The sequence below is a fragment of the Herbaspirillum sp. GW822-FHT03A08 genome, from assembly GCF_058801885.1.
In genome coordinates this window covers 22,160-40,561 of record NZ_JBXANR010000001.1, presented here as the reverse complement: position 1 = coordinate 40,561, position 18,402 = coordinate 22,160, and the positions used below count along the sequence as shown (strand labels likewise).

Annotated in this window: 16 protein-coding genes; 12 read left to right on the top strand and 4 right to left on the bottom strand. The window is 59.8% G+C overall.

The features are described from left to right. Nucleotides 1-39 precede the first annotated feature (39 nt). Both AC1RN6_RS00215 and AC1RN6_RS00210 read left to right on the top strand, forming a co-directional pair. Entirely contained in the window at nucleotides 40-2,376 is a 2,337-nt protein-coding gene (locus tag AC1RN6_RS00215) for an FdhF/YdeP family oxidoreductase (RefSeq protein ID WP_493002199.1), read from the top strand. A gap of 10 nt (nucleotides 2,377-2,386) precedes the next feature. Next, on the top strand, nucleotides 2,387-2,647 hold the full coding sequence (locus tag AC1RN6_RS00210; RefSeq protein WP_493002198.1) for a helix-turn-helix domain-containing protein: 261 nt from the start codon (nucleotides 2,387-2,389) through the stop codon (nucleotides 2,645-2,647). A gap of 14 nt (nucleotides 2,648-2,661) precedes the next feature. On the opposite strand, the gene AC1RN6_RS00205 is transcribed toward AC1RN6_RS00210, so the two are convergent. Further along, nucleotides 2,662-4,119 (bottom strand): aminotransferase-like domain-containing protein, encoded by a 1,458-nt coding sequence (locus AC1RN6_RS00205; RefSeq protein WP_493002196.1) that lies wholly within the window; start codon nucleotides 4,117-4,119, stop codon nucleotides 2,662-2,664. Nucleotides 4,120-4,188: 69 nt separating this feature from the next. On the opposite strand from AC1RN6_RS00205, the gene AC1RN6_RS00200 reads away from it, so the two are divergent. From AC1RN6_RS00200 to AC1RN6_RS00165, 8 genes are all read left to right on the top strand, one after another. Continuing rightward, nucleotides 4,189-4,857, top strand: coding sequence for a glutathione S-transferase (locus tag AC1RN6_RS00200; protein ID WP_493002195.1), 669 nt, complete (start codon nucleotides 4,189-4,191; stop codon nucleotides 4,855-4,857). Between the two features lie 291 nt (nucleotides 4,858-5,148). Further along, complete coding sequence (locus tag AC1RN6_RS00195; RefSeq protein ID WP_493002194.1) at nucleotides 5,149-5,793, top strand: PepSY-associated TM helix domain-containing protein; 645 nt, start codon at nucleotides 5,149-5,151, stop codon at nucleotides 5,791-5,793. Nucleotides 5,794-5,833: 40 nt separating this feature from the next. After that, nucleotides 5,834-6,370 carry a DUF2271 domain-containing protein gene (locus AC1RN6_RS00190; RefSeq protein WP_493003469.1) on the top strand — a complete coding sequence of 179 codons (537 nt, stop codon included), beginning with the start codon at nucleotides 5,834-5,836 and terminating at the stop codon, nucleotides 6,368-6,370. A gap of 14 nt (nucleotides 6,371-6,384) precedes the next feature. Next, nucleotides 6,385-7,203: a DUF4198 domain-containing protein gene (locus AC1RN6_RS00185; protein ID WP_493002193.1), complete on the top strand. Its 819-nt coding sequence runs from the start codon at nucleotides 6,385-6,387 to the stop codon at nucleotides 7,201-7,203. A gap of 109 nt (nucleotides 7,204-7,312) precedes the next feature. Then, the gene (locus AC1RN6_RS00180; protein WP_493002192.1) at nucleotides 7,313-8,320 is read left to right on the top strand and encodes an FAD:protein FMN transferase; all 1,008 of its coding nucleotides are present in this window, start codon (nucleotides 7,313-7,315) and stop codon (nucleotides 8,318-8,320) included. Further along, nucleotides 8,317-9,957 carry a sulfite reductase subunit alpha gene (locus AC1RN6_RS00175; RefSeq protein WP_493002190.1) on the top strand — a complete coding sequence of 547 codons (1,641 nt, stop codon included), beginning with the start codon at nucleotides 8,317-8,319 and terminating at the stop codon, nucleotides 9,955-9,957. Before AC1RN6_RS00180 ends, AC1RN6_RS00175 begins: the two co-directional genes overlap by 4 nt. Nucleotides 9,958-10,064: 107 nt before the next feature. Then, the gene (gene paeA, locus AC1RN6_RS00170) at nucleotides 10,065-11,390 is read left to right on the top strand and encodes a polyamine export protein PaeA (RefSeq protein ID WP_493002189.1); all 1,326 of its coding nucleotides are present in this window, start codon (nucleotides 10,065-10,067) and stop codon (nucleotides 11,388-11,390) included. A 125-nt stretch (nucleotides 11,391-11,515) separates the two neighbouring features. Continuing rightward, nucleotides 11,516-12,352, top strand: a complete 837-nt coding sequence (locus AC1RN6_RS00165) for a DNA ligase (RefSeq protein WP_493003468.1) — start codon at nucleotides 11,516-11,518, stop codon at nucleotides 12,350-12,352. On the opposite strand, the gene AC1RN6_RS00160 is transcribed toward AC1RN6_RS00165, so the two are convergent. From AC1RN6_RS00160 to AC1RN6_RS00150, 3 genes are all read right to left on the bottom strand, one after another. Continuing rightward, nucleotides 12,353-12,808: an NINE protein gene (locus AC1RN6_RS00160; protein WP_493002187.1), complete on the bottom strand. Its 456-nt coding sequence runs from the start codon at nucleotides 12,806-12,808 to the stop codon at nucleotides 12,353-12,355. It abuts the gene before it with no gap. A 221-nt stretch (nucleotides 12,809-13,029) separates the two neighbouring features. After that, on the bottom strand, nucleotides 13,030-14,697 hold the full coding sequence (locus AC1RN6_RS00155) for a 2-isopropylmalate synthase (RefSeq protein ID WP_493002185.1): 1,668 nt from the start codon (nucleotides 14,695-14,697) through the stop codon (nucleotides 13,030-13,032). A gap of 240 nt (nucleotides 14,698-14,937) precedes the next feature. Further along, nucleotides 14,938-15,843 carry a DMT family transporter gene (locus AC1RN6_RS00150; protein WP_493002183.1) on the bottom strand — a complete coding sequence of 302 codons (906 nt, stop codon included), beginning with the start codon at nucleotides 15,841-15,843 and terminating at the stop codon, nucleotides 14,938-14,940. A gap of 152 nt (nucleotides 15,844-15,995) precedes the next feature. Here AC1RN6_RS00150 and AC1RN6_RS00145 point away from each other — a divergent pair, with 152 nt between their 5' ends. Both AC1RN6_RS00145 and AC1RN6_RS00140 read left to right on the top strand, forming a co-directional pair. After that, entirely contained in the window at nucleotides 15,996-16,760 is a 765-nt protein-coding gene (locus tag AC1RN6_RS00145; protein ID WP_493002181.1) for an AraC family transcriptional regulator, read from the top strand. Between the two features lie 260 nt (nucleotides 16,761-17,020). Continuing rightward, nucleotides 17,021-18,370: an MFS transporter gene (locus tag AC1RN6_RS00140; RefSeq protein WP_493003467.1), complete on the top strand. Its 1,350-nt coding sequence runs from the start codon at nucleotides 17,021-17,023 to the stop codon at nucleotides 18,368-18,370. The last annotated feature ends 32 nt before the right edge of the window (nucleotides 18,371-18,402 follow it).

Sequence of the window (18,402 nt, the reverse complement as noted above, 5' to 3'; positions counted from 1 at the left end):
AGACTCTCCATCATCTGAAATTGTATTGGTGGAGCAAAAATGGCGAAGGCAGGCAAGGCAAAGATCGAGACCTATAACAACCCTGCAGGCGGTTGGGGCGCGCTGAAGTATGTGGCGCTGAATCTGGTCAAGGAACACGTGGCCGACGGCAAGGGCCTGCGCACGCTGCTGTCGCAGAACCAGCCCGACGGCTTCGATTGCCCCGGCTGCGCCTGGCCGGACCGCGAGCACACTTCTACCTTTGAATTCTGTGAAAACGGCGTCAAGGCGGTGGCGGCGGAAGCCACCAAGAAGCGCGTGACCAACGATTTCTTCGCGCAGCACACCGTCACCGAGTTGATGCAACAGTCGGATTACGAGCTGGAAGATCACGGCCGCCTCACCGCACCGATGGTCTACGACGCCGTTAGCGATAAATATGTGCCGATCGCCTGGGACCAGGCTTTCGATCTGATCGGCCGCCATCTCAATGCGTTGCCGGATCCGAACATGGCCGACTTCTACGTCTCCGGCCGCGCCAGCAATGAAGCTGCCTTCCTGTTCCAGCTGTTTGTGCGCCAATACGGCACCAACAACTTCCCCGACTGTTCCAACATGTGCCACGAGCCGACCAGCGTCGGCCTGCCGGTCACCGTCGGCGTGGGCAAGGGCACCGTGCTGCTGGACGACTTCGACCTGTGCGACACCTTGCTGCTGTTCGGCCAGAATCCTGCCACCAATCACCCGCGCATGATGGGCGAGTTGCGCCATGCGTCCAAGCGCGGCGCCACTATCGTTGCTATCAATCCTTTGAAGGAACGCGGCCTGGAGCGCTTCGCCGATCCGCAAAGCAAGATCGAAATGATCACCATGGGCAGCACGCAGATCAGCTCGATGTTCATTCACCCGACGCTGGGCGGCGATCTGGCGCTGATCAAGGGCGTCATCAAGCGCACCATCGAGCTGGACGATGAAGCCGTGCTCAAGGGTGCCGAGCGCGTTCTCGATGTGAAATTCATCGAGGAACATACTTCCGGTTTCGACGAATTTGCCGCAGACGCACGCGCAGAAAGCTGGGCCGACATCATCGGCGAGTCGGGCGTATCGCGCGAAGACATTGAAAAGCTGGCGCAGGTCTACGTCAAAGGCAAAGCCGTAATCGCCACCTGGGGCATGGGTCTGACGCAGCACAAGCACGCCGTCGGCACCATTCAGCTGCTGTCCAACATGATGATGCTGCGCGGTAATATCGGCCGTCCCGGCGCGGGCCTGTGCCCGGTGCGCGGCCACTCCAACGTGCAGGGCGACCGCACCGTCGGCATCGATGAAAAGCCGACCGATGCCTTCCTCGACCGTCTGGAACAGGTATTCGAATTCAAGGCGCCGCGCCACCATGGCAACGACACCGTCGGCTCCGTGATGGCGATGCTGGAAGGCCGTACCAAGGTCTTCATCGGCCTGGGCGGCAACTTCGCCATGGCAACGCCGGATACGCCACGCACTTTTGACGCGATGCGTTCGTGCAACCTGACTGTCCACATTACTACCAAGCTCAACCGCAGCCATCTGGTGCACGGCAAGGACGCGCTGATCCTGCCGACGCTGGGCCGTACCGAGATCGACATGCAAGCCGGCGGCGCGCAAGGCGTGACGGTGGAAGATTCGATGAGCATGGTGCACGTCTCTTACGGCATCAACAAACCGGCGTCGGAAAACTGCATGTCGGAAACAGCCATCGTTGCGCACATCGCCGAAGCCACCATGAAGCATCGCGACAACGGCAAGAAAATCGACTGGCTCTGGTACGCCGAAGACTATTCGCGCATCCGCAACGCCATCGAAAAGGTCTACGATTCCTTCAAGGACTACAACCAGCGCATCGCCAATCCGGGCGGCTTCCATCTGGGCGTTGCTTCGCGCGACCGCGTCTGGAAGACCAGCACCGGCAAGGCCAACTTCGTGGTCAATGCGATTCCGCTGGACACGCCTATTCATCGCGCCCGCAAGATGTACGGCGAAAAGCTGATGACGCTGATGACCACGCGGTCGCACGATCAGTACAACACCACCATCTACGGCATGGACGACCGCTATCGCGGCGTGTTCGGCCAGCGCCGCGTCGTGTTCATCCATAAGCTGGACCTGGAATTGCTAGGTCTGAAGGATGGCGAGTGGGTTGATCTGGTCAGCGTCTGGGACGACGGTATCGAACGCCGTGCCGACGGTTTCCTGCTGGTGGAATACGACATCCCGCGCGGCTGCCTCGGCAGCTACTATCCGGAAACCAATCCACTGGTGCCATTGGAAAGCTTCGCCGACAAAGCGCGCACCCCTACCTCTAAATCGATCCCGGTGCTGCTGCATCGTGCGGCTGTACAGCACGCGAAGGCGGCCTAAGAGCATCCGTATGGACGACGCCCAAGAGCAGTTGCAGGATCAGCTTCCCCCGGAGCTGGTCCGCATCCTGGACGAGTTGTACCAGGAGTATCAGCGCAGCCAGGCGCCGCTGTCGCTGGCGCGTCTGTCCAAACGGACTGAACTGCGGATGAGTACTTTGCGGCGTTTTCTGACGGCGCTGGAAGAGGCGGGGATTGCCATCGTGGTGGTCAACGACGACGGCACCGGCAACGCCATTCTGACGGCGGCCGGACTCAAGCTGCACGGTTGAGTTTCAGCTCTGTTTCAGCTAAGTTCGGCGACGATCCTTGCAATCGTCTTCAAGGCTTTTTCAATCTCTTTCGACCACGTGTAGCTGTAGTTCAGCCGGATGAAATGGCTGTAGCGGTTGGTCGCGGCAAAGATGCGTCCCGGTGCGATCGTAATGCCCAGCACCAGGCAGCGCCGGTACAACTCCATCGCATCCACGCGCGGCGGCAGTTCGATCCACAGAATGTAGCCGCCGGCCGGCTCCGACACGTGTGTTCCCTCAGGAAAAAATCGCAACACAAAATGCCGCATCAGATCGCGCTGCTGCAGCAGGCCGCGGCGTACCCTGCGCAGATGGCGTTCGTAGCCGCCTTGCGTCAGGTATTCGGCAATCGCGCGTTGCGGGATCGTCGGCGTAGCCAGCGTGTTGAGGAATTTGAGCTTCTCGACCTGATTGCGATAGCGGCCGGGAATCGCCCAGCCGACGCGATACGCCGAGGTCAGGCTCTTGGAAAAGGACGAGCAGTGCAGCACCAGGCCGTCGCGGTCGTAAGTCTTGAGCGAGGTCGGATGCGCTGCGCCGTAGAACAATTCACTGTAAACCGCATCCTCGATCAGCGGCATGTCGTATTGATGCGCGAGGTCGACCAGACGTTGCTTGTGCGCGTCCGGCATCATCGAGCCGAGCGGATTCTGGAAGTTGGGCATCACCATGCAGGCGGCGATCTTCTGAGTTTGCAGCAAGGCTTCCAGTGCATCCAGATCAATGCCGGTCAGCGGATCGGTGGGGATCTCGACGGCGCGCATGCCCATGCGTTCGATCGCGTGCAGCATGGCGTAGAAGGTCGGCGTCTCCACTGCGATCGTATCGCCCGGCTGGGCCACGGCTTGCAGGCAGAGATTGATCGCTTCGGTCGCACCGACGGTGATGATGATGTCTTCCGGTGCGACGTTGAGACCGGTTTCCAGATAGCGCCGCGCGATCTGGCGCAGCAGGTCGGGGTGGCCCGGCGGCAGATCGGTGAAAACGCTGAAACTGTCGCTGTTGCGCGTAATGCGGCTGGCGTACTGGCCGATGCGCTGCGAAGGAAACAGCGCCGGATTCGGATAAGGCGAACCCAGCGGAATGGTGCCGTCTTGCTGGATGGTCTTCAGCGTGGCCAGCACCAGCCGGCTGACATCGACTTCATGCGGCTGCTGGGTGGCCGGATGCGTCGGAGGCAGCAGTTTGCTTGCCGCGGACGCGGACGCCGGGGCGACAGTCTTGCGCACGAAATAGCCGGACTGCGGGTGGCTCTCGATGATGCCGCGGCTTTCCAGCAGCTCGTAGGCGCGCACGACCGTGGTGACGCTGACGTTGTGCTGCTGGCTGGCGGCACGCACTGATGTCACGCGTTCGCCCGGCTGCAGGACACCGGCGTGAATGGACGCCGCCAGTTCATCGGCGAATTTTTTGTAGAGCGGGACTTGGGGCGTAGAGGTTGTACGGGCCATACTTTATTGTTCTGCTTTATTCTGCTGTTAGAGTAGCGCTGCTACGCATTCTACAGAAAGGCGCAATACATGATCACTGTCCATCATCTGAATAACTCTCGCTCGCAGCGCGTGCTATGGCTTCTGGAGGAACTGGGACTCGAGTACGACATCAAGTTTTATCAGCGCGACCCCAAGACCATGCTGGCCCCGCAGTCGCTGCGCGACATTCATCCGCTGGGCAAATCGCCGGTGATTACCGACGGCGACCTGACGATTGCCGAATCCGGCGCGATTGTCGAATATCTGGTCGAACGCTACGGCAACGGCAAATTCATCCCCGAAGCCGGCACCCCGGAGCGCCTGCGCTACCGCTACTGGCTGCACTATGCCGAAGGATCGGCGATGCCGTTGCTGCTGATGAAGCTGATCTTCAGCCGCCTGCCAAAGTCCGTGCCGGGCCTGATCCGGCCGGTTGCCCGCATGATTTGCAACGGCGTACTGGGGCGCATGGTTGATCCGCAGCTCAAGCGGCATCTGCAGTATCTGGAAGGCGAACTGTCGCGCAGCACCTGGTTTGCCGGCAATACCTTCTCAGCAGCCGACATCCAGATGAGTTTTCCGGTCGAGGGCGCCCGTTCGCGCGGCGGCCTCGATGGACATTATCCGAATCTGCTCAAATATCTTGAAGCCATCCATGGACGCCCGGCGTATCAGCGCGCACTGGAGCGAGGCGGTCCGTATGAGTTGCTGCGCTGAAGTGGCGTGAGCCGCCAGCGGACTGCGCCAGATCTGTATTGAAGGACCGGAATCGCCGCGGGCATGTGCCTCCGGCGATTTTTTTACGTTCGTATTGTTATCGTTTTTGCAATTTCATCAGTCTGCGGAAGTCATACCGGCGCACGGCGAAACGGATCTTCGTATCGGTCTGCAGCCTTATGTATCGCAAAGTAAATCCTGAAGAAAGGCTACATTTTTTCCGTCAGTCGAAGTTATAATTGAGAATTATTATTATTTAGATTGGCCCGTTGAGGCCATCATGAATGAAACATGAGGGAAGCCGCCGTCGCCGGAAACATGCCAAAACAGCAACGCCGTTCGTTCTGGCTCAAGCATCTGCATCAATGGCACTGGATCAGCTCGGCCATTTGCCTGATCGCCATGCTGCTGTTCGCGGCGACTGGCCTGACGCTGAATCATTCTGCGCAGATTGAGGCGCATCCGCAGGTGTCGAGCAAGCAGGCGCAATTGCCCAAGGACTTGCTGGCGCAATTGACTGCAGAAGAACACAAGGACAAGGATGCCTTGCCAGCGCCGTTGAAGACCTGGCTCGACCAGCAATTGTCGGTCGCAATCGACCAGCAGACCGGAGAGTGGTCGGCCGACGAGCTGTACGTCTCGCTGCCGCGTCCGGGTGGCGACGCCTGGCTGCGCGTCGACCTCGGCAGCGGCAAGGTCGAATATGAGAAGACCGATCGCGGCTGGGTTTCCTATTTCAACGATTTGCACAAAGGCCGCAATACCGGCACGGCGTGGAGCTGGTTCATCGACATCTTCGCCGTGGCTTGCCTGGTGTTCTGCATCACGGGGATGTTCCTGCTGCAACTGCATGCAGGCAATCGTCCGGTGACCTGGCCGCTGGTCGGGTTCGGGCTGGTGGTGCCGCTGGTGCTGGCTATCATTTTCATTCACTGATTTTTCTCTTTTTTTCTCTTCACAAGCGAGGTTGAGTCATATGCGCGTGCTGGTTCCTGGTCTGTTGCCGACGACGTTGTCGGCTGCCCTGATGGGCGTGGTGTCGTTGCCGGTGGTTGCGGCGGACATGAATGTCAAAGTCGAAATCCCGAGATTGAACGTCGCCGAGTATCACCGTCCCTATGTCGCCGTCTGGCTGGAGCGCCCAGACCAAAGCGTCGCGGCGACGCTGGCGGTCTGGTACGACGTCAAGAAGAAGGACAAGGAAGGCGAGAAATGGCTGAAGGACCTGCGCCAATGGTGGCGTCGTGCCGGCCGCGATGTGCATATGCCTGTCGATGGCGTGAGCGGCGCAACGCGCCCGGCGGGTGACCAGCAACTGACGTTCAGCAGCGACAAAGGCCCGTTGGCGCAATTGCCGCCCGGCGATTACGTCCTTATGGTGGAAGCTGCGCGTGAAGTGGGCGGTCGCGAAGTGGTCAAGGTGCCGCTGCAATGGCCGCCGAAGGGCGGGCAAAGCGCCAAAGGCAAGGGCGAATCCGAGCTCGGCGCCATTACGCTGGACTTCAAACCATAACGGGAAGGGACGACATGAAACTCTCATTCAAGCTCGCTGCCGTCGCGATGACACTGGCGATCGGCCTGCCGCTGTCGGCCAACGCGCACCGCACCTGGCTGCTGCCGTCGTCGACGGTTTTGTCGGGCAACGATCCCTGGGTCAGCGTCGACGCCGCAGTATCGAACGATCTGTTTTTCTTTGAAAGCTTCGCGCTCAAGCTGGACGGTCTGCAGGTAACCGCGCCGGACGGCACCTTCGCCACGCCGGAAAATGCCTACACCGGCAAACTGCGCACCAGCTTCGACGTGCATCTGACGCAAAGCGGCACCTACAAGATTGCTGTCATCAGCATGGGTCTGTTCGGCAGCTACAAGGATGCCGCCGGCCAGACCAGACGCTGGCGCGGCACTCCCGAGACCCTTGCCAAGGAAGTCCCGGCCGACGCCAAAGATCTGCAAGTGACGCAGATGCAAGGCCGTATCGAGACCTTCGTCACCGCGGGCAAGCCGTCGAAGAGAGTGCTGGAAACCACCGGCTCCGGTCTGGAGCTGCAGACGATCACGCATCCGACCGATCTGATCGCCGGCGAGACGGCGAACTTCCGCCTGCTGCTCGACGGCAAGCCTGCCGCTAACGTCAAGGTGACGGTGGTGCCGGGCGGTACACGCTATCGCGACAAGCTCAATGAACTGACGCCGACCACGGATGCCGACGGCAAGTTCAGCGTAACCTGGCCTTCCGCCGGCATGTACTGGATGGAAGCAACGGTCAAGGACAACAAGCCGAATCTCAAACCGGCTACCGATCGTCGCGCCAACTACACCGCTACGCTGGAAGTGCTGGCGCCTTAAGTTCTGCTAGTGAAGCCCAGGCGTTCGCCGTACCGGCGGCGGACGCTGTTTTACAGGCCGTCATCCGACGGCCCTCTGTCTCTTTCCAGAATGAATTGTCTGCGTTGTCATGAATCGCGTCTTTATCCCGCTGACCCTTTCCCAACCTGATCCTGTACCGGTCGATGCCGTGGTCGACAGCTTGTCGGGGCTGACCATGGGCACGTCCTGGTCGGTCAAGCTGATCCGGCCGGAGGGCAGCGATCTGGAGACGATTCAGAAGGGCGTACAACGGCAACTGGACCTGGTTGTGGCGCAGATGAGTACCTGGAGCGCCGACTCCGATCTGAGCCGCTACAACCACGCGGCAGCCGATAGCTGGCATGTGTTGCCGGTGCACTTTCTAAAGGTGCTCGACTGTGCGCTTGCAATTGCCGAGCGCAGCGGCGGCGCATATGACCCGAGTGTCGGTCCGCTGGTTAATCTCTGGGGCTTCGGTCCCGATCCCAAACGTACGGACCGGCCGGACGACGCAGCCATCTTGCACGAACGTCAGCGTTGCGGCTGGCGGCGCATACGCATCGATCGCGCGCGCCATGCCTTGCTGCAACCGGGCGGCCTCTATCTTGATTTTTCCTCCATCGCCAAAGGTTACGGCGTCGACCTGGTTGCCGCTTATCTGCGCAGCATGGGCGCAGTCAGTTATATGGTGGAGGTCGGTGGTGAGCTATACGGACATGGCGTCAAAGCAGATGGTCAGCCGTGGTGGGCAGGGATGGAACATCCCCCCGTGGCTTCCGTCACGCAGGAACACGTACAAAGCATCGCAGCGCTGCACGGTGTGGCGCTGGCGACATCCGGCGACTATCGGCGTTACTTTGAAGACGGCGATCGCCGCTACTCGCACACCATCGATCCGCGTACGGCGCAACCTGTCGCACATGCGCTGGCGTCGGTCGCCGTGCTGCATGCCGACTGCATGACCGCCGACGCCTGGGCCACGGCATTGATGGTGCTCGGCGATGAAGAGGGGCTCGCGCTGGCATTGAAGAACGGCCTCGCGGCTTTGTTCATCAGCCGCGACGGCGACGGATTCCGTGAACGCCTGACACCGGCCATGCAGGCGATGCTGGGATGAGCAAATCTGTGCGGACGCAATTCATACCCGGCTCCGGCCTGATCGGTCTGGCCTGCGGCATCGGTGCAACGGTGGCCGTCGGCCAGATGCAATTACTGGACGGCGCCACGGGACGCTTGTTCGTGGCGGCGCTGGTGCTGCTGTTTTACATGGTGTTCTGCTGCGTTATTTTCGTCGGGCATCGTCGCAAGCAGCAGGCGGCATCGGCATGGCAGAACAGCGATGCAAGTCCGACGGGCGATACTACGAAAGAGGTGTTGATCGCCTTTGCCAGCCAGACCGGATTTGCCGAACAGATCGCACAACAGACTGCGCAAGCCTTGAAAGACGCCGGCATGCAGGTCCGCGCCTGCAGCTTCGCGCAAGTGGATCTGGCGCAATTGCAAGCGGCCCGGCGCGTGCTGTTCGTGGCCAGCACCACGGGTGAGGGTGACGCCCCCGACAGCGCCGCCGGGTTTGCGCGCAAGGTGATGGGGCAGGCGGCGACGCTGCAGGATTTGCAATATGGGGTGCTGGCGCTCGGCGACCGCAGTTATGTGCAGTACTGCGCCTTCGGTCATGCGCTTGACGCCTGGCTGCGTCACCATGGCGCGCACGCGATGTTCGACATGGTGGAAGTGGATAACGGCGACACCGGCGCCTTGCGCCACTGGCAGCATCATCTGGGCGTACTGAGCGGCCATACCGACATGGCCGACTGGAGCGCCCCCGGCTACGAGCGCTGGACTTTGTCCGAACGGCGTCTGCTCAATCCCGGCAGTGCAGGCGGCGCGGCTTTCCATTTATCTTTCAAGCCAGTCGATGCACAACAGTTACTGTCGTGGCAAGCCGGCGACATCGCCGAAATCGGTCCGCGCAATGATCCCGCCAGAGTGCGCGCCTTGCTGGATGCCTTGCAACTGGATGGCAGCGCGCCCGTACTGGACGAGGCGCTGGGCGACGTTCTGGCACGCAGTCTGCTGCCGCACGATGCTGCGGAACTGGCATCATTGCAGGGAATGACGGCGCAAGTTCTGGTGGACAGCCTCAAGCCGCTGCCGCATCGCGAATATTCAATCGCTTCGCTGCCGCAGGACGGCCAATTGGAATTGCTGGTGCGCCAGACGCTTCTGCCGGACGGCAATCTGGGACTGGGATCCGGCTGGCTCACGGCGCATTTGGCCGAGCAGGGCGAGCTCGATCTGCGCGTGCGGCCGAATCGCGGTTTTCACCCGCCGGCCGACGATTGCCCGCTGATCCTGATCGGCAACGGCACCGGCCTTGCGGGTTTGCGCGCGCACATGAAGGCGCGTATCGCCCTGGGCCGTCGCCGCAACTGGCTGCTGTTCGGCGAACGTTCCGTGCAGCACGATTTTTTCCACCGCTCCGAGATCGAAAGCTGGCAGGGGCAAGGCATGCTGGAACGTCTGGATCTGGCTTTTTCGCGCGATCAGGCGCAGCGCATCTATGTGCAGGACCGTCTGCGCGAAGCGGCGCACCTGCTGCAACAGTGGGTTGACGATGGTGCGGCCATCTATGTCTGCGGCAGTCTGGATGGCATGGCAAGCGGCGTGGCGCAGGCGCTGAGCGCGATTCTGGGCGAAGAAGCGCTGGAGTCGATGGCCGAACAGGGTCGCTACCGCCGCGACGTCTATTGAGCGGCGTGAGCAAAGCGCCGCTTTGTTCATGCCGCTAAGCCGCAAATTGTACTTTTCACCTCCGACAGGAGAGAATAGGCACATAGCGACTTCAAGAGATAAGAAAAATGAGTTTTTTCGCCAGCTTTTTACTGATCCTCTTGCTCGTGGTCATCAGCGCATTTTTATCCTGCGCCGAAATTTCTCTCGCCGCCTCGCGCAAAATCCGTCTCGAAATGCTCGCCAAGGAAGGCGACGCCAATGCTTTACGCGTGCTTGCCTTGCAGGCGCAGCCAGGCAATTTCTTCACGGTGGTGCAGATCGGCCTGAACGCGGTCGCTATCCTCGGCGGCGTAGTCGGTGAGCCGGCGCTGACGCCGCACATGATCAGCGCAGTGAGCACGGTGTATCAGGGGCCGTGGCTGGATACGGTGAGCTTTTCGATTTCCTTCCTGTTGGTGACCTCTTTCTTCATTCTGTTTGCCGACCTCATGCCCAAGCGTCTGGCGATGCTGGCGCCTGAGCGAGCGGCCATCATGCTGGTCAGCCCGATGCTGTTTCTTGAGAGCGTATTCAAGCCGCTGATCTGGCTGTTCAACGGTTTGTCGAAGATGTTTTTCACTCTGTTCGGTTTGCCGCAGGTGCGTCACGACGTCATTACGCCCAACGAGATCCACGCCATCGTCGACGCCGGCGCGCAGGCCGGTGCCTTGCTGCATCAGGAGCACCACCTGATCGAAAACGTGTTCGAGCTGGAAAGCCGTTACGTGCCTTCGGCGATGACGCAGCGCGAGAGCATTGTCTATTTCCTCGTCACCGACACCGAGGAAATGTTGCGTCAGAAGATCATCGATCATCCGCACTCGCGCTTCCTCGTCTGCGAAAACAATATCGACGACGTGCTCGGCTACATCGACAGCAAGGATGTACTCAAGCGCCTGCTCAAGGGCGAGCAGTTCTCGCTGCGCGACAAGGGGCTGATCCATGTGCCGCTGTCGATTCCCGACAGTCTCAATCTGTGGGAAGTGCTGGAGCGCATGAAAGCCGTCGACGAAGACCTCGCCGTCGTCGTCAACGAATATGCGCTGGTGGTCGGGATCATCAGCATCACGGATGTTACCAGCGTGCTGATGGGTAATCTGCTGAACCTGTCGTCGGAAGAACAGCAGATTGTCAAGCGCGACGAGCACTCCTGGCTGATGGACGGCCTCACGCCGCTGGCCGAGGTGATGAATGCGCTCTCCATCAGCGAGTATCCGAATCCGATGGGATACGAAACACTGGCCGGTTTCATCATGTACATGCTGCGAAAAATTCCGAAAAAAACCGACTTTGCGCTATTCGCCGATTACAAATTCGAAGTTGTCGACATTGAAGGCAATAGAATCAACCAACTCCTGGTGACACGATTCAAGCCGGAGAAAATTGACAAGCCTGAAAAAGAAAAAGCGTAAGGCATACCGCCCGAACCAGCGCTACAGGATCCGTTCATCATCCACAGGGAGGGCTCACAGGAGCCCGTATGTATCACGTGAAGTACCGCCGTGCGCAAGTCTGCGCACGGTCTGCAGGAAATGTTCTGCGTCTGTTTTTCTTTTTCCTTTTTGTATTTCATTCTTCTCAATCCGTGGCGGCGCGTGCACCCGTCATGCTGGCCAATGTCTATCGGCCCGGCATTGTCCTTGATGACTATTGGGTGAGTGAGAAATTCGACGGCGTGCGCGGTTACTGGGATGGCCGTCAGCTCCTGACACGCGGCGGCGAAGTGATTCATGCGCCGGACTGGTTCGTCGCCGGCTGGCCGGCTGTGGCTATGGATGGCGAGCTATGGGCCGGCCGCGGACATTTTTCGCATGCTTTGTCGACGGTCCGGCAGCAGATCCCCGACGACACAGCGTGGCGTCAGATGCGCTTCATGGTGTTCGATCTGCCGGGACACGCTGGGACCTTCGACGAGCGTCTCCCAGCGCTGCTTACCACCGTACAGAAGATACACTCGCCGTGGGTGCAGATTGTCGATCAGATCAAGGTGCCGGATCATGATGGCTTGCAGGCAATGATGAACAGGATCGTCGCGCAAGGCGGTGAAGGCGTGGTGCTGCATCGCGGCGCTTCGCTTTACCGCGCTGAGCGCAACGACGATTTGCTCAAGTTCAAGCCGTATGACGATACCGAAGCACGTGTCGTCGGCCACGTGCCGGGCAAGGGAAAGTACGCGGGGATGGTGGGCGCCTTGCTGGTGGAGACGCCGGAGGGGCAGCGCTTCAAGCTCGGCAGCGGCCTGACGGATGAGCAGCGGCGCTATCCGCCGGCCATCGGCAGTCTGGTGACTTACCGCTATCGTGGGGTGAACGATAGCGGTATTCCGCGCTTTGCCGTGTTTATGCGTGTGCGGGAGAGTGATCGGGACGAATGATCAAGGTGACAAGCCGACGGCGTGATTGCGTTCGGAAATTTGCGTATTGAGCGTCCAGAAGTCATACAGCACGCCAAAGCCGAACACGCCGAAAGTGAATAGCCAGATGATGCCGCTCAGCCATTTGCCCATGTACATGCGATGGATGCCGAAAAAGCCGAGGAAAGTCAGCAGCAGCCATGCCACCGAATAATTGATGTTGCCGCCGCTGAAGCGCTGATCGGCTTGCTTGTCCATGCCGGGGATCAGGAACAAGTCGATGATCCAGCCGATACCGAGCAAGCCCAGCGTGAAGAACCAGATGGTGCCGGTAATCGGTTTGCCATAGTAAAAACGGTGCGAACCGGTAAAGCCGAAAATCCACAGCAGGTAACCGATGGTCTTGCTGTGCGTGTCGTGAGGGGAGTAGCCGGGATTTGCGTTGCTGGTAGTGCTGACGTCGGAAGTCATATTCATGCAGTTTCCTCTTGTTGAAGTGGGCGGGAGAATGGACGCAAAGGACGGGCGAATTGCATCGCGAATGGCATGGCAATTGTACTGAGCTTGCCGGTCGCCGTCTCTCTGGTTCTCTGTCTTTGGGAGGAAAAGGCCGCATTGGTTCCTGAGCACAGACACCGGTTTCGCGCGCTTGTGCGATCATGCGCGAAACCGGGTCAGGCTCAGCGTTTCAATGCCGGCTACAAGATGCTCAGCCGGTTGACCGCGCTGATGGCGGCAAGTATCGACGCCGTCACGATGTTGACGTGCCGGGCGGCCCCGAAACGGGTACCGGGCGTGCCGGGCGCCGCCGCCTCCACGATGGCCCATGCCTGTGCGTGCGCGCCGCTGCCGATGCTGCGCTCTTCGTAGCCGTCAATGCGCAAGCCCTGCAACCGGGTCTGCAAGGCATCGACGGCAGCCGCAATCGGTCCGTTGCCCGTCCCGCGCAATTGGACCGTCTCGCCGCCAGTGACGACTTCCAGCACGATTTGCTGACCGGCGTCGACATCGCGCAAGCGGTGGTTCAGATATCGCATGTGATTTTCATCGCCGGACGAAACCAGATAAGTCTGTTCGAACAGGTCCCACAAGGCCGCACTGCTGATTTCTGTTTCGCTGGCATCTGCATGTCTCTGCACAATCGCGCTGAACTCCACTTGCATGCGGCGCGGCATCACCACGCCGTGGTCGCGCTCCAGCAGAAAGGCGATGCCTCCCTTGCCCGACTGGCTGTTGACGCGGACGATGCTGTCGTAAGTGCGGCCGATATCTTTCGGATCGATGGGTAGGTAGGGGACTTTCCACAAACCGTCAGACTGTTGCGCTGCAAAGCCTTTCTTGATCGCGTCCTGATGCGAGCCGGAAAACGCGGTGAACACCAGATCGCCGACGTAAGGATGGCGCGGATGAATCGGGAGCGACGTGCAGCTCTCCGCGATCCGTGCGACAGCGGCGATGTCGGAGAAATCCAGCTGCGGATCGATGCCATTGGTATAGAGATTCAGCGCCAGCGTAACCACGTCCAGATTGCCGCTGCGTTCGCCATTGCCGAACAGGCAGCCTTCCACGCGTTGCGCACCGGCCAGCAACGCCTGCTCTGCGCAGGCAACGCCGGTGCCCCGGTCGTTATGCGGATGCACCGACAGCACGACGTGTTCGCGGCGCGGCAAGCGGCGATCCATCCATTCGATCTGGTCCGCAAACACATTGGGTGTGCTGACTTCCACGGTGGTCGGAAGATTGATGATGACGGGGCGACCGGGTCCTGCATCCCAGGTTTCGATGGCGACATGGCAGGCTTGCAGCGATACGTCGAGTTCGGCCATGCAAAAAGTTTCCGGCGAATATTGCAAGATCCATTCGGTCTCGGGACGTTGTGCCGTCAACTCTTTGAGCAGGCGGACATTGCGCTCGATGAGTTGCATCACTTCCGGTACGCTGAGGCCGAATACAACTTCACGCCATACCGGTGCGACAGCATTGTAGAAATGCACGATCGCGCGTGGCGCGCCTTGCAGCGACTCCACCGTGCGAACGATTTGCTCTTCGCGCAGTTGTGTCATCACCATCGGCGTGACGTCGGTGGGGATGTGCCGCTCATTGATAAGCCGACGCACGACGTCGAAGTCTGTCTGCGACCCGGCAGGAAAACCGACTTCGATTTCTTTGAAGCCCAGCCTGACCAATTGATGGAACAAGGTCAGCTTGCGCTCGCTATTCATGGGTTCGAATAGCGCCTGGTTGCCGTCGCGCAGGTCGGTGGACAGCCATGTCGGCGCTTTGACGATGGTGCGCGACGGCCATTGGCGATCAGGCAGATCGACAGGGGAGAGTGAGCGATATTTGGTATGAGGATGAGCAATCACGGTGAAACTCCGCTGAATGAAAGGATGGTCCGGTTTCCCCAGCGATACATCGACGCATCGATGCATCGTCATCCGGCCGGGATCAGAGGGAAACCGCTTCAGCGTCGCAACTCGCAACTTGCAATGAGCCGCTTCAACGCAGGCAGATCCCGGCCATAAGCCAGAAGTAGTGCCAGCGATAGAAGTAGAAGCGTCAATGCGGACATGATGTCAAATCGGTGAAGAAGAAAATGATTCCGATCAGCGATAACCGATGCGGGTCCCGAACAGCGGACGTTGTACAAGCTGTGTGAGCAAGACCCCGACCAGGCTGATGCCGCCGCCGATGACGTGATACGCATGCATGGCTTCGTGCAGCCACAGGATGGCGAACAGCGCCGTCAACACCGGCAGCAGATTGATGAAGATGCTGCAGCGATTCGGTCCGAGTTTTTTGACGCCTTCGATCCACAGGAAGGACAACAGTATCGAGGAACCGATACCCGAATAGCCGATCAGCGGCAGCGTGCGCGCATCAAGTACTGCAGTCCCGGCAGGCAGCAGCAGGAATTGCGGCAGCATCAGGACGAGTGCGGCGATGGCTTGCATATAGACTGCTTGCCAGACCGGCACGCTCATCTTCCACAAGCGAAGCAGCACGCCGTACAAGGCATAGGACAAGGCCGCCAGCAGCATCAATGCATCGCCCAGATGCACGCCATCGCGCAGGACCGCGCTCACATCCCCATGTCCGACCAGATACAGCAAACCGGTGAACGACAGCAAGCCGCCGGCAGCCATGCCGACGGTAATGGCTTCACCCAGGACGATTACACTCAGCAGCGCCGTCAGCAGAGGAATCAGCGCAGTGACGATCGCCATGTTGGTGGCGGTGGTGCTCTCCGCAGCGCGATAGGACAGGCTCTGGAACAGCGCCATGGCAAGCAGGCCGGAGATGGCAAGCTGCCACCAGTGGCGGCGAATCAGCGCGCGATTGAGCCACAGCGGCCGCAGGACGAAGGGACTCATCAACAGCAGCACCAGGATCAGACGATAGAAAGTGATGGCCGTCGGCGAGATCGCGGAGGCGGCCATTTTTGAAACGATGACATTGCCCGCCCAAAGCACGATGGCAAGGAAGGGATAGAGGTAGGAAGTCAGTGGCATGGGGGAGGCTCGTTGGTGTGCTGTCGCGTGTTGGTGATGACGGTCGTAAGGAAGACGAGGCCTATCTTGCGTGGAATCGATAAGTCCGTCGCGTGCTAACATGCCTTTGCTTGTCGCAAAAGTGACAGGCGTCATTTTTTTGTGCTCCAGCCATGGATACCTCCAACTACCATCACCTGATCGATTCCAATGCACCTGCCGCCGCGCTGGCGATCGACTATCCGCACGGCCATGTGATCGAACCGCACCGCCATGCCTATGCGCAGTTGCTGTATGCGATCGAAGGCGTCCTTGTGGTGGAGACGGCGGAGGGACGCTGGGTGGTGCCGCCGACGCGCGGCGTCTGGTTGCAGCCCGAAGTCGATCATCAGGTGCGCATGCGCGGCGACGTCAAGATGCGCACGGTGTTCGTCAACTTGCAGGAGCTGCCGAACTTGCCGCAGCAGAGTTGCGTGCTCGATATCCCGCCGTTATTGCGCGAGCTGATCGTGGCGGCGGTCGGCATCGGCCCCGAGCTCAATGCCGATACGCGCGACTGGCATCTGTTGCGTCTGCTGGTGCATGAATTGCGATCGGTGCCGGTGCTGCCGCTGTACCTTCCGTTGCCTGCGGATGAAGGCCTGCGCAGGATTTGCGAAGCGCTGATGGCGCAGCCGGATGAGACGGCCACCATCGATGCGCATGCGGAACAACTGGGCATCGCCACGCGTACATTTCATCGCTTGTTTTTGCGCGAAACCGGCATGCGTTTCAGTCACTGGCGACAGCAGGCGAGGCTGCTGCTCGCGCTGGAAAATCTCGCCCGCGGTGACAAGATCATCGACGTGGCCCTGGATCATGGTTACACCAGCCAGAGCGCATTCGCGGCAATGTTCAAGAAGCACTTCGGCATGTCGCCGAGCCGTTTTTTTCGTTGATTTTTTGTTGATTTTGCGATTGACAGCGTTGTTGTGTTTTAACGAAAACGTCAACGATTTGTCAGTAAAATTTCCTGTCCGCAACGCCAAACGCGTAAGTGGTGTAAACTGGTCCGACCTTAGAAGGCTGTCAGAAGCGAGGCCGGTAGCACCGAAGCAGCAACCAGGCCCGCCGAAACAGCCCGAACTCTTTCCAGTCGTACCGCATCAACGTGTCTCCCTCGCTTATCGTTCCGCTCATTGTCGGCTGTGCGCTGTTCATGGAAAACATGGACGTCACGGTCATCGCTACTTCCTTGCCAGCGCTGGCGCGCGACCTCGGGCAGGATCCCATCACCCTGAAACTTGCCTTGACCTCCTATGTGGTCAGCCTCGGCGTGTTCATCCCGATTTCAGGCTGGGTGGCGGACCGGGTTGGCGCGAAGACAATTTTCCGGTCGGCGATGATCACCTTCATGGCAGGCTCCATCCTGTGCGCCTTGTCCAACACGCTGTTCACCTTCGTGGCGGCGCGCTTTCTGCAAGGCATCGGCGGCGCCATGATGGTGCCGGTGGGGCGCATCATCATCGTCCGCTCCGTATCCAAGGCCGAGCTGGTCAAGGCGATCAGCTATCTCACGTTGCCGTCCTTGCTGGGGCCGGTGATCGGACCGCCGCTGGGTGGTTTCATCACGACGTATTTTCACTGGCGCTGGATTTTCCTGATCAACATTCCGATGTGCATCCTCGGCCTGTATCTGGCCGGCCGCTATATCGAGAACTTCCGTGAACCGGACGCCGCGCCGCTCGACATGAAGGGTTTCTTGCTGACTGCCTGCGGCGGCGGGGTGGCGATGCTCGGCTTCTCGCTGATCGGCAACCACCTGATCCCTCAGGAGTGGCCGATCATCATGTGCGTGGTCGGATCGATTGCGCTGTATTTTTACTTCCGTCATGCGATGCGGGTCGAACATCCTTTGCTCGACCTGCGTCTGTTGAAAATTCCGACACTGCGCGCCAGCGTGCTGGGCGGTTCGCTGTTTCGCGTCGGGCTGGGTGCGGTGCCTTTCCTGTTGCCGCTTGCGCTGCAAGAGGGGCTGGGACTGAATCCGTTTGAGGCCGGCACGATTACGTGCGCCTCGGCATTCGGCGCCATGTTTATGAAGGCGCTGGCATCAACGGTGCTGCGCCGCTACGGCTTTCGCACGGTGCTGATGTTCAATGCGGTGTTTGCGGGGATGGCGATTGCGTCGTACGGTTTGTTCACTTCGCACACGCCGTATCTGGTGATGCTGCTATCGGTATTGCTGGGCGGCTTCTTCCCGTCGCTGCAATTCACTTGCCTCAATTCGATTGCCTACGCAGACATCAGCAACCGCGACGCCGGACGCGCGACCAGCCTTGCCAGCGTAGTGCAGCAATTGTCGCTGGGCATGGGCGTGACGATTGCGGGTCTGGTGCTGCAGATTTCCAATTATGTGCAAGGTCACGCGACGATCGTCGAAGCCGACTTCTGGCCGGCTTTCCTGGTGGTCGGATTGTTCTCGGTCGCCTCGGTGCCCGTGACCCGCCGCCTTCCGCACAATGCGGGTAGAGAGTTGACGCACGGTAAAGCAGCGGCCAGCAAGTAAAGCGCCAATAAATCGATATTCGCCGATAGTCT

Coding starts and splice junctions, on each gene's coding strand:
- AC1RN6_RS00215 (WP_493002199.1), top strand. CDS start 40: ATGGCGAAGGCAGGCAAGGCAAAGATCGAGACCTATAACAACCCTGCA.
- AC1RN6_RS00210 (WP_493002198.1), top strand. CDS start 2,387: ATGGACGACGCCCAAGAGCAGTTGCAGGATCAGCTTCCCCCGGAGCTG.
- AC1RN6_RS00205 (WP_493002196.1), bottom strand. CDS start 4,119: ATGGCCCGTACAACCTCTACGCCCCAAGTCCCGCTCTACAAAAAATTC.
- AC1RN6_RS00200 (WP_493002195.1), top strand. CDS start 4,189: ATGATCACTGTCCATCATCTGAATAACTCTCGCTCGCAGCGCGTGCTA.
- AC1RN6_RS00195 (WP_493002194.1), top strand. CDS start 5,149: ATGAGGGAAGCCGCCGTCGCCGGAAACATGCCAAAACAGCAACGCCGT.
- AC1RN6_RS00190 (WP_493003469.1), top strand. CDS start 5,834: ATGCGCGTGCTGGTTCCTGGTCTGTTGCCGACGACGTTGTCGGCTGCC.
- AC1RN6_RS00185 (WP_493002193.1), top strand. CDS start 6,385: ATGAAACTCTCATTCAAGCTCGCTGCCGTCGCGATGACACTGGCGATC.
- AC1RN6_RS00180 (WP_493002192.1), top strand. CDS start 7,313: ATGAATCGCGTCTTTATCCCGCTGACCCTTTCCCAACCTGATCCTGTA.
- AC1RN6_RS00175 (WP_493002190.1), top strand. CDS start 8,317: ATGAGCAAATCTGTGCGGACGCAATTCATACCCGGCTCCGGCCTGATC.
- paeA (WP_493002189.1), top strand. CDS start 10,065: ATGAGTTTTTTCGCCAGCTTTTTACTGATCCTCTTGCTCGTGGTCATC.
- AC1RN6_RS00160 (WP_493002187.1), bottom strand. CDS start 12,808: ATGAATATGACTTCCGACGTCAGCACTACCAGCAACGCAAATCCCGGC.
- AC1RN6_RS00150 (WP_493002183.1), bottom strand. CDS start 15,843: ATGCCACTGACTTCCTACCTCTATCCCTTCCTTGCCATCGTGCTTTGG.
- AC1RN6_RS00145 (WP_493002181.1), top strand. CDS start 15,996: ATGGATACCTCCAACTACCATCACCTGATCGATTCCAATGCACCTGCC.
- AC1RN6_RS00140 (WP_493003467.1), top strand. CDS start 17,021: ATGGAAAACATGGACGTCACGGTCATCGCTACTTCCTTGCCAGCGCTG.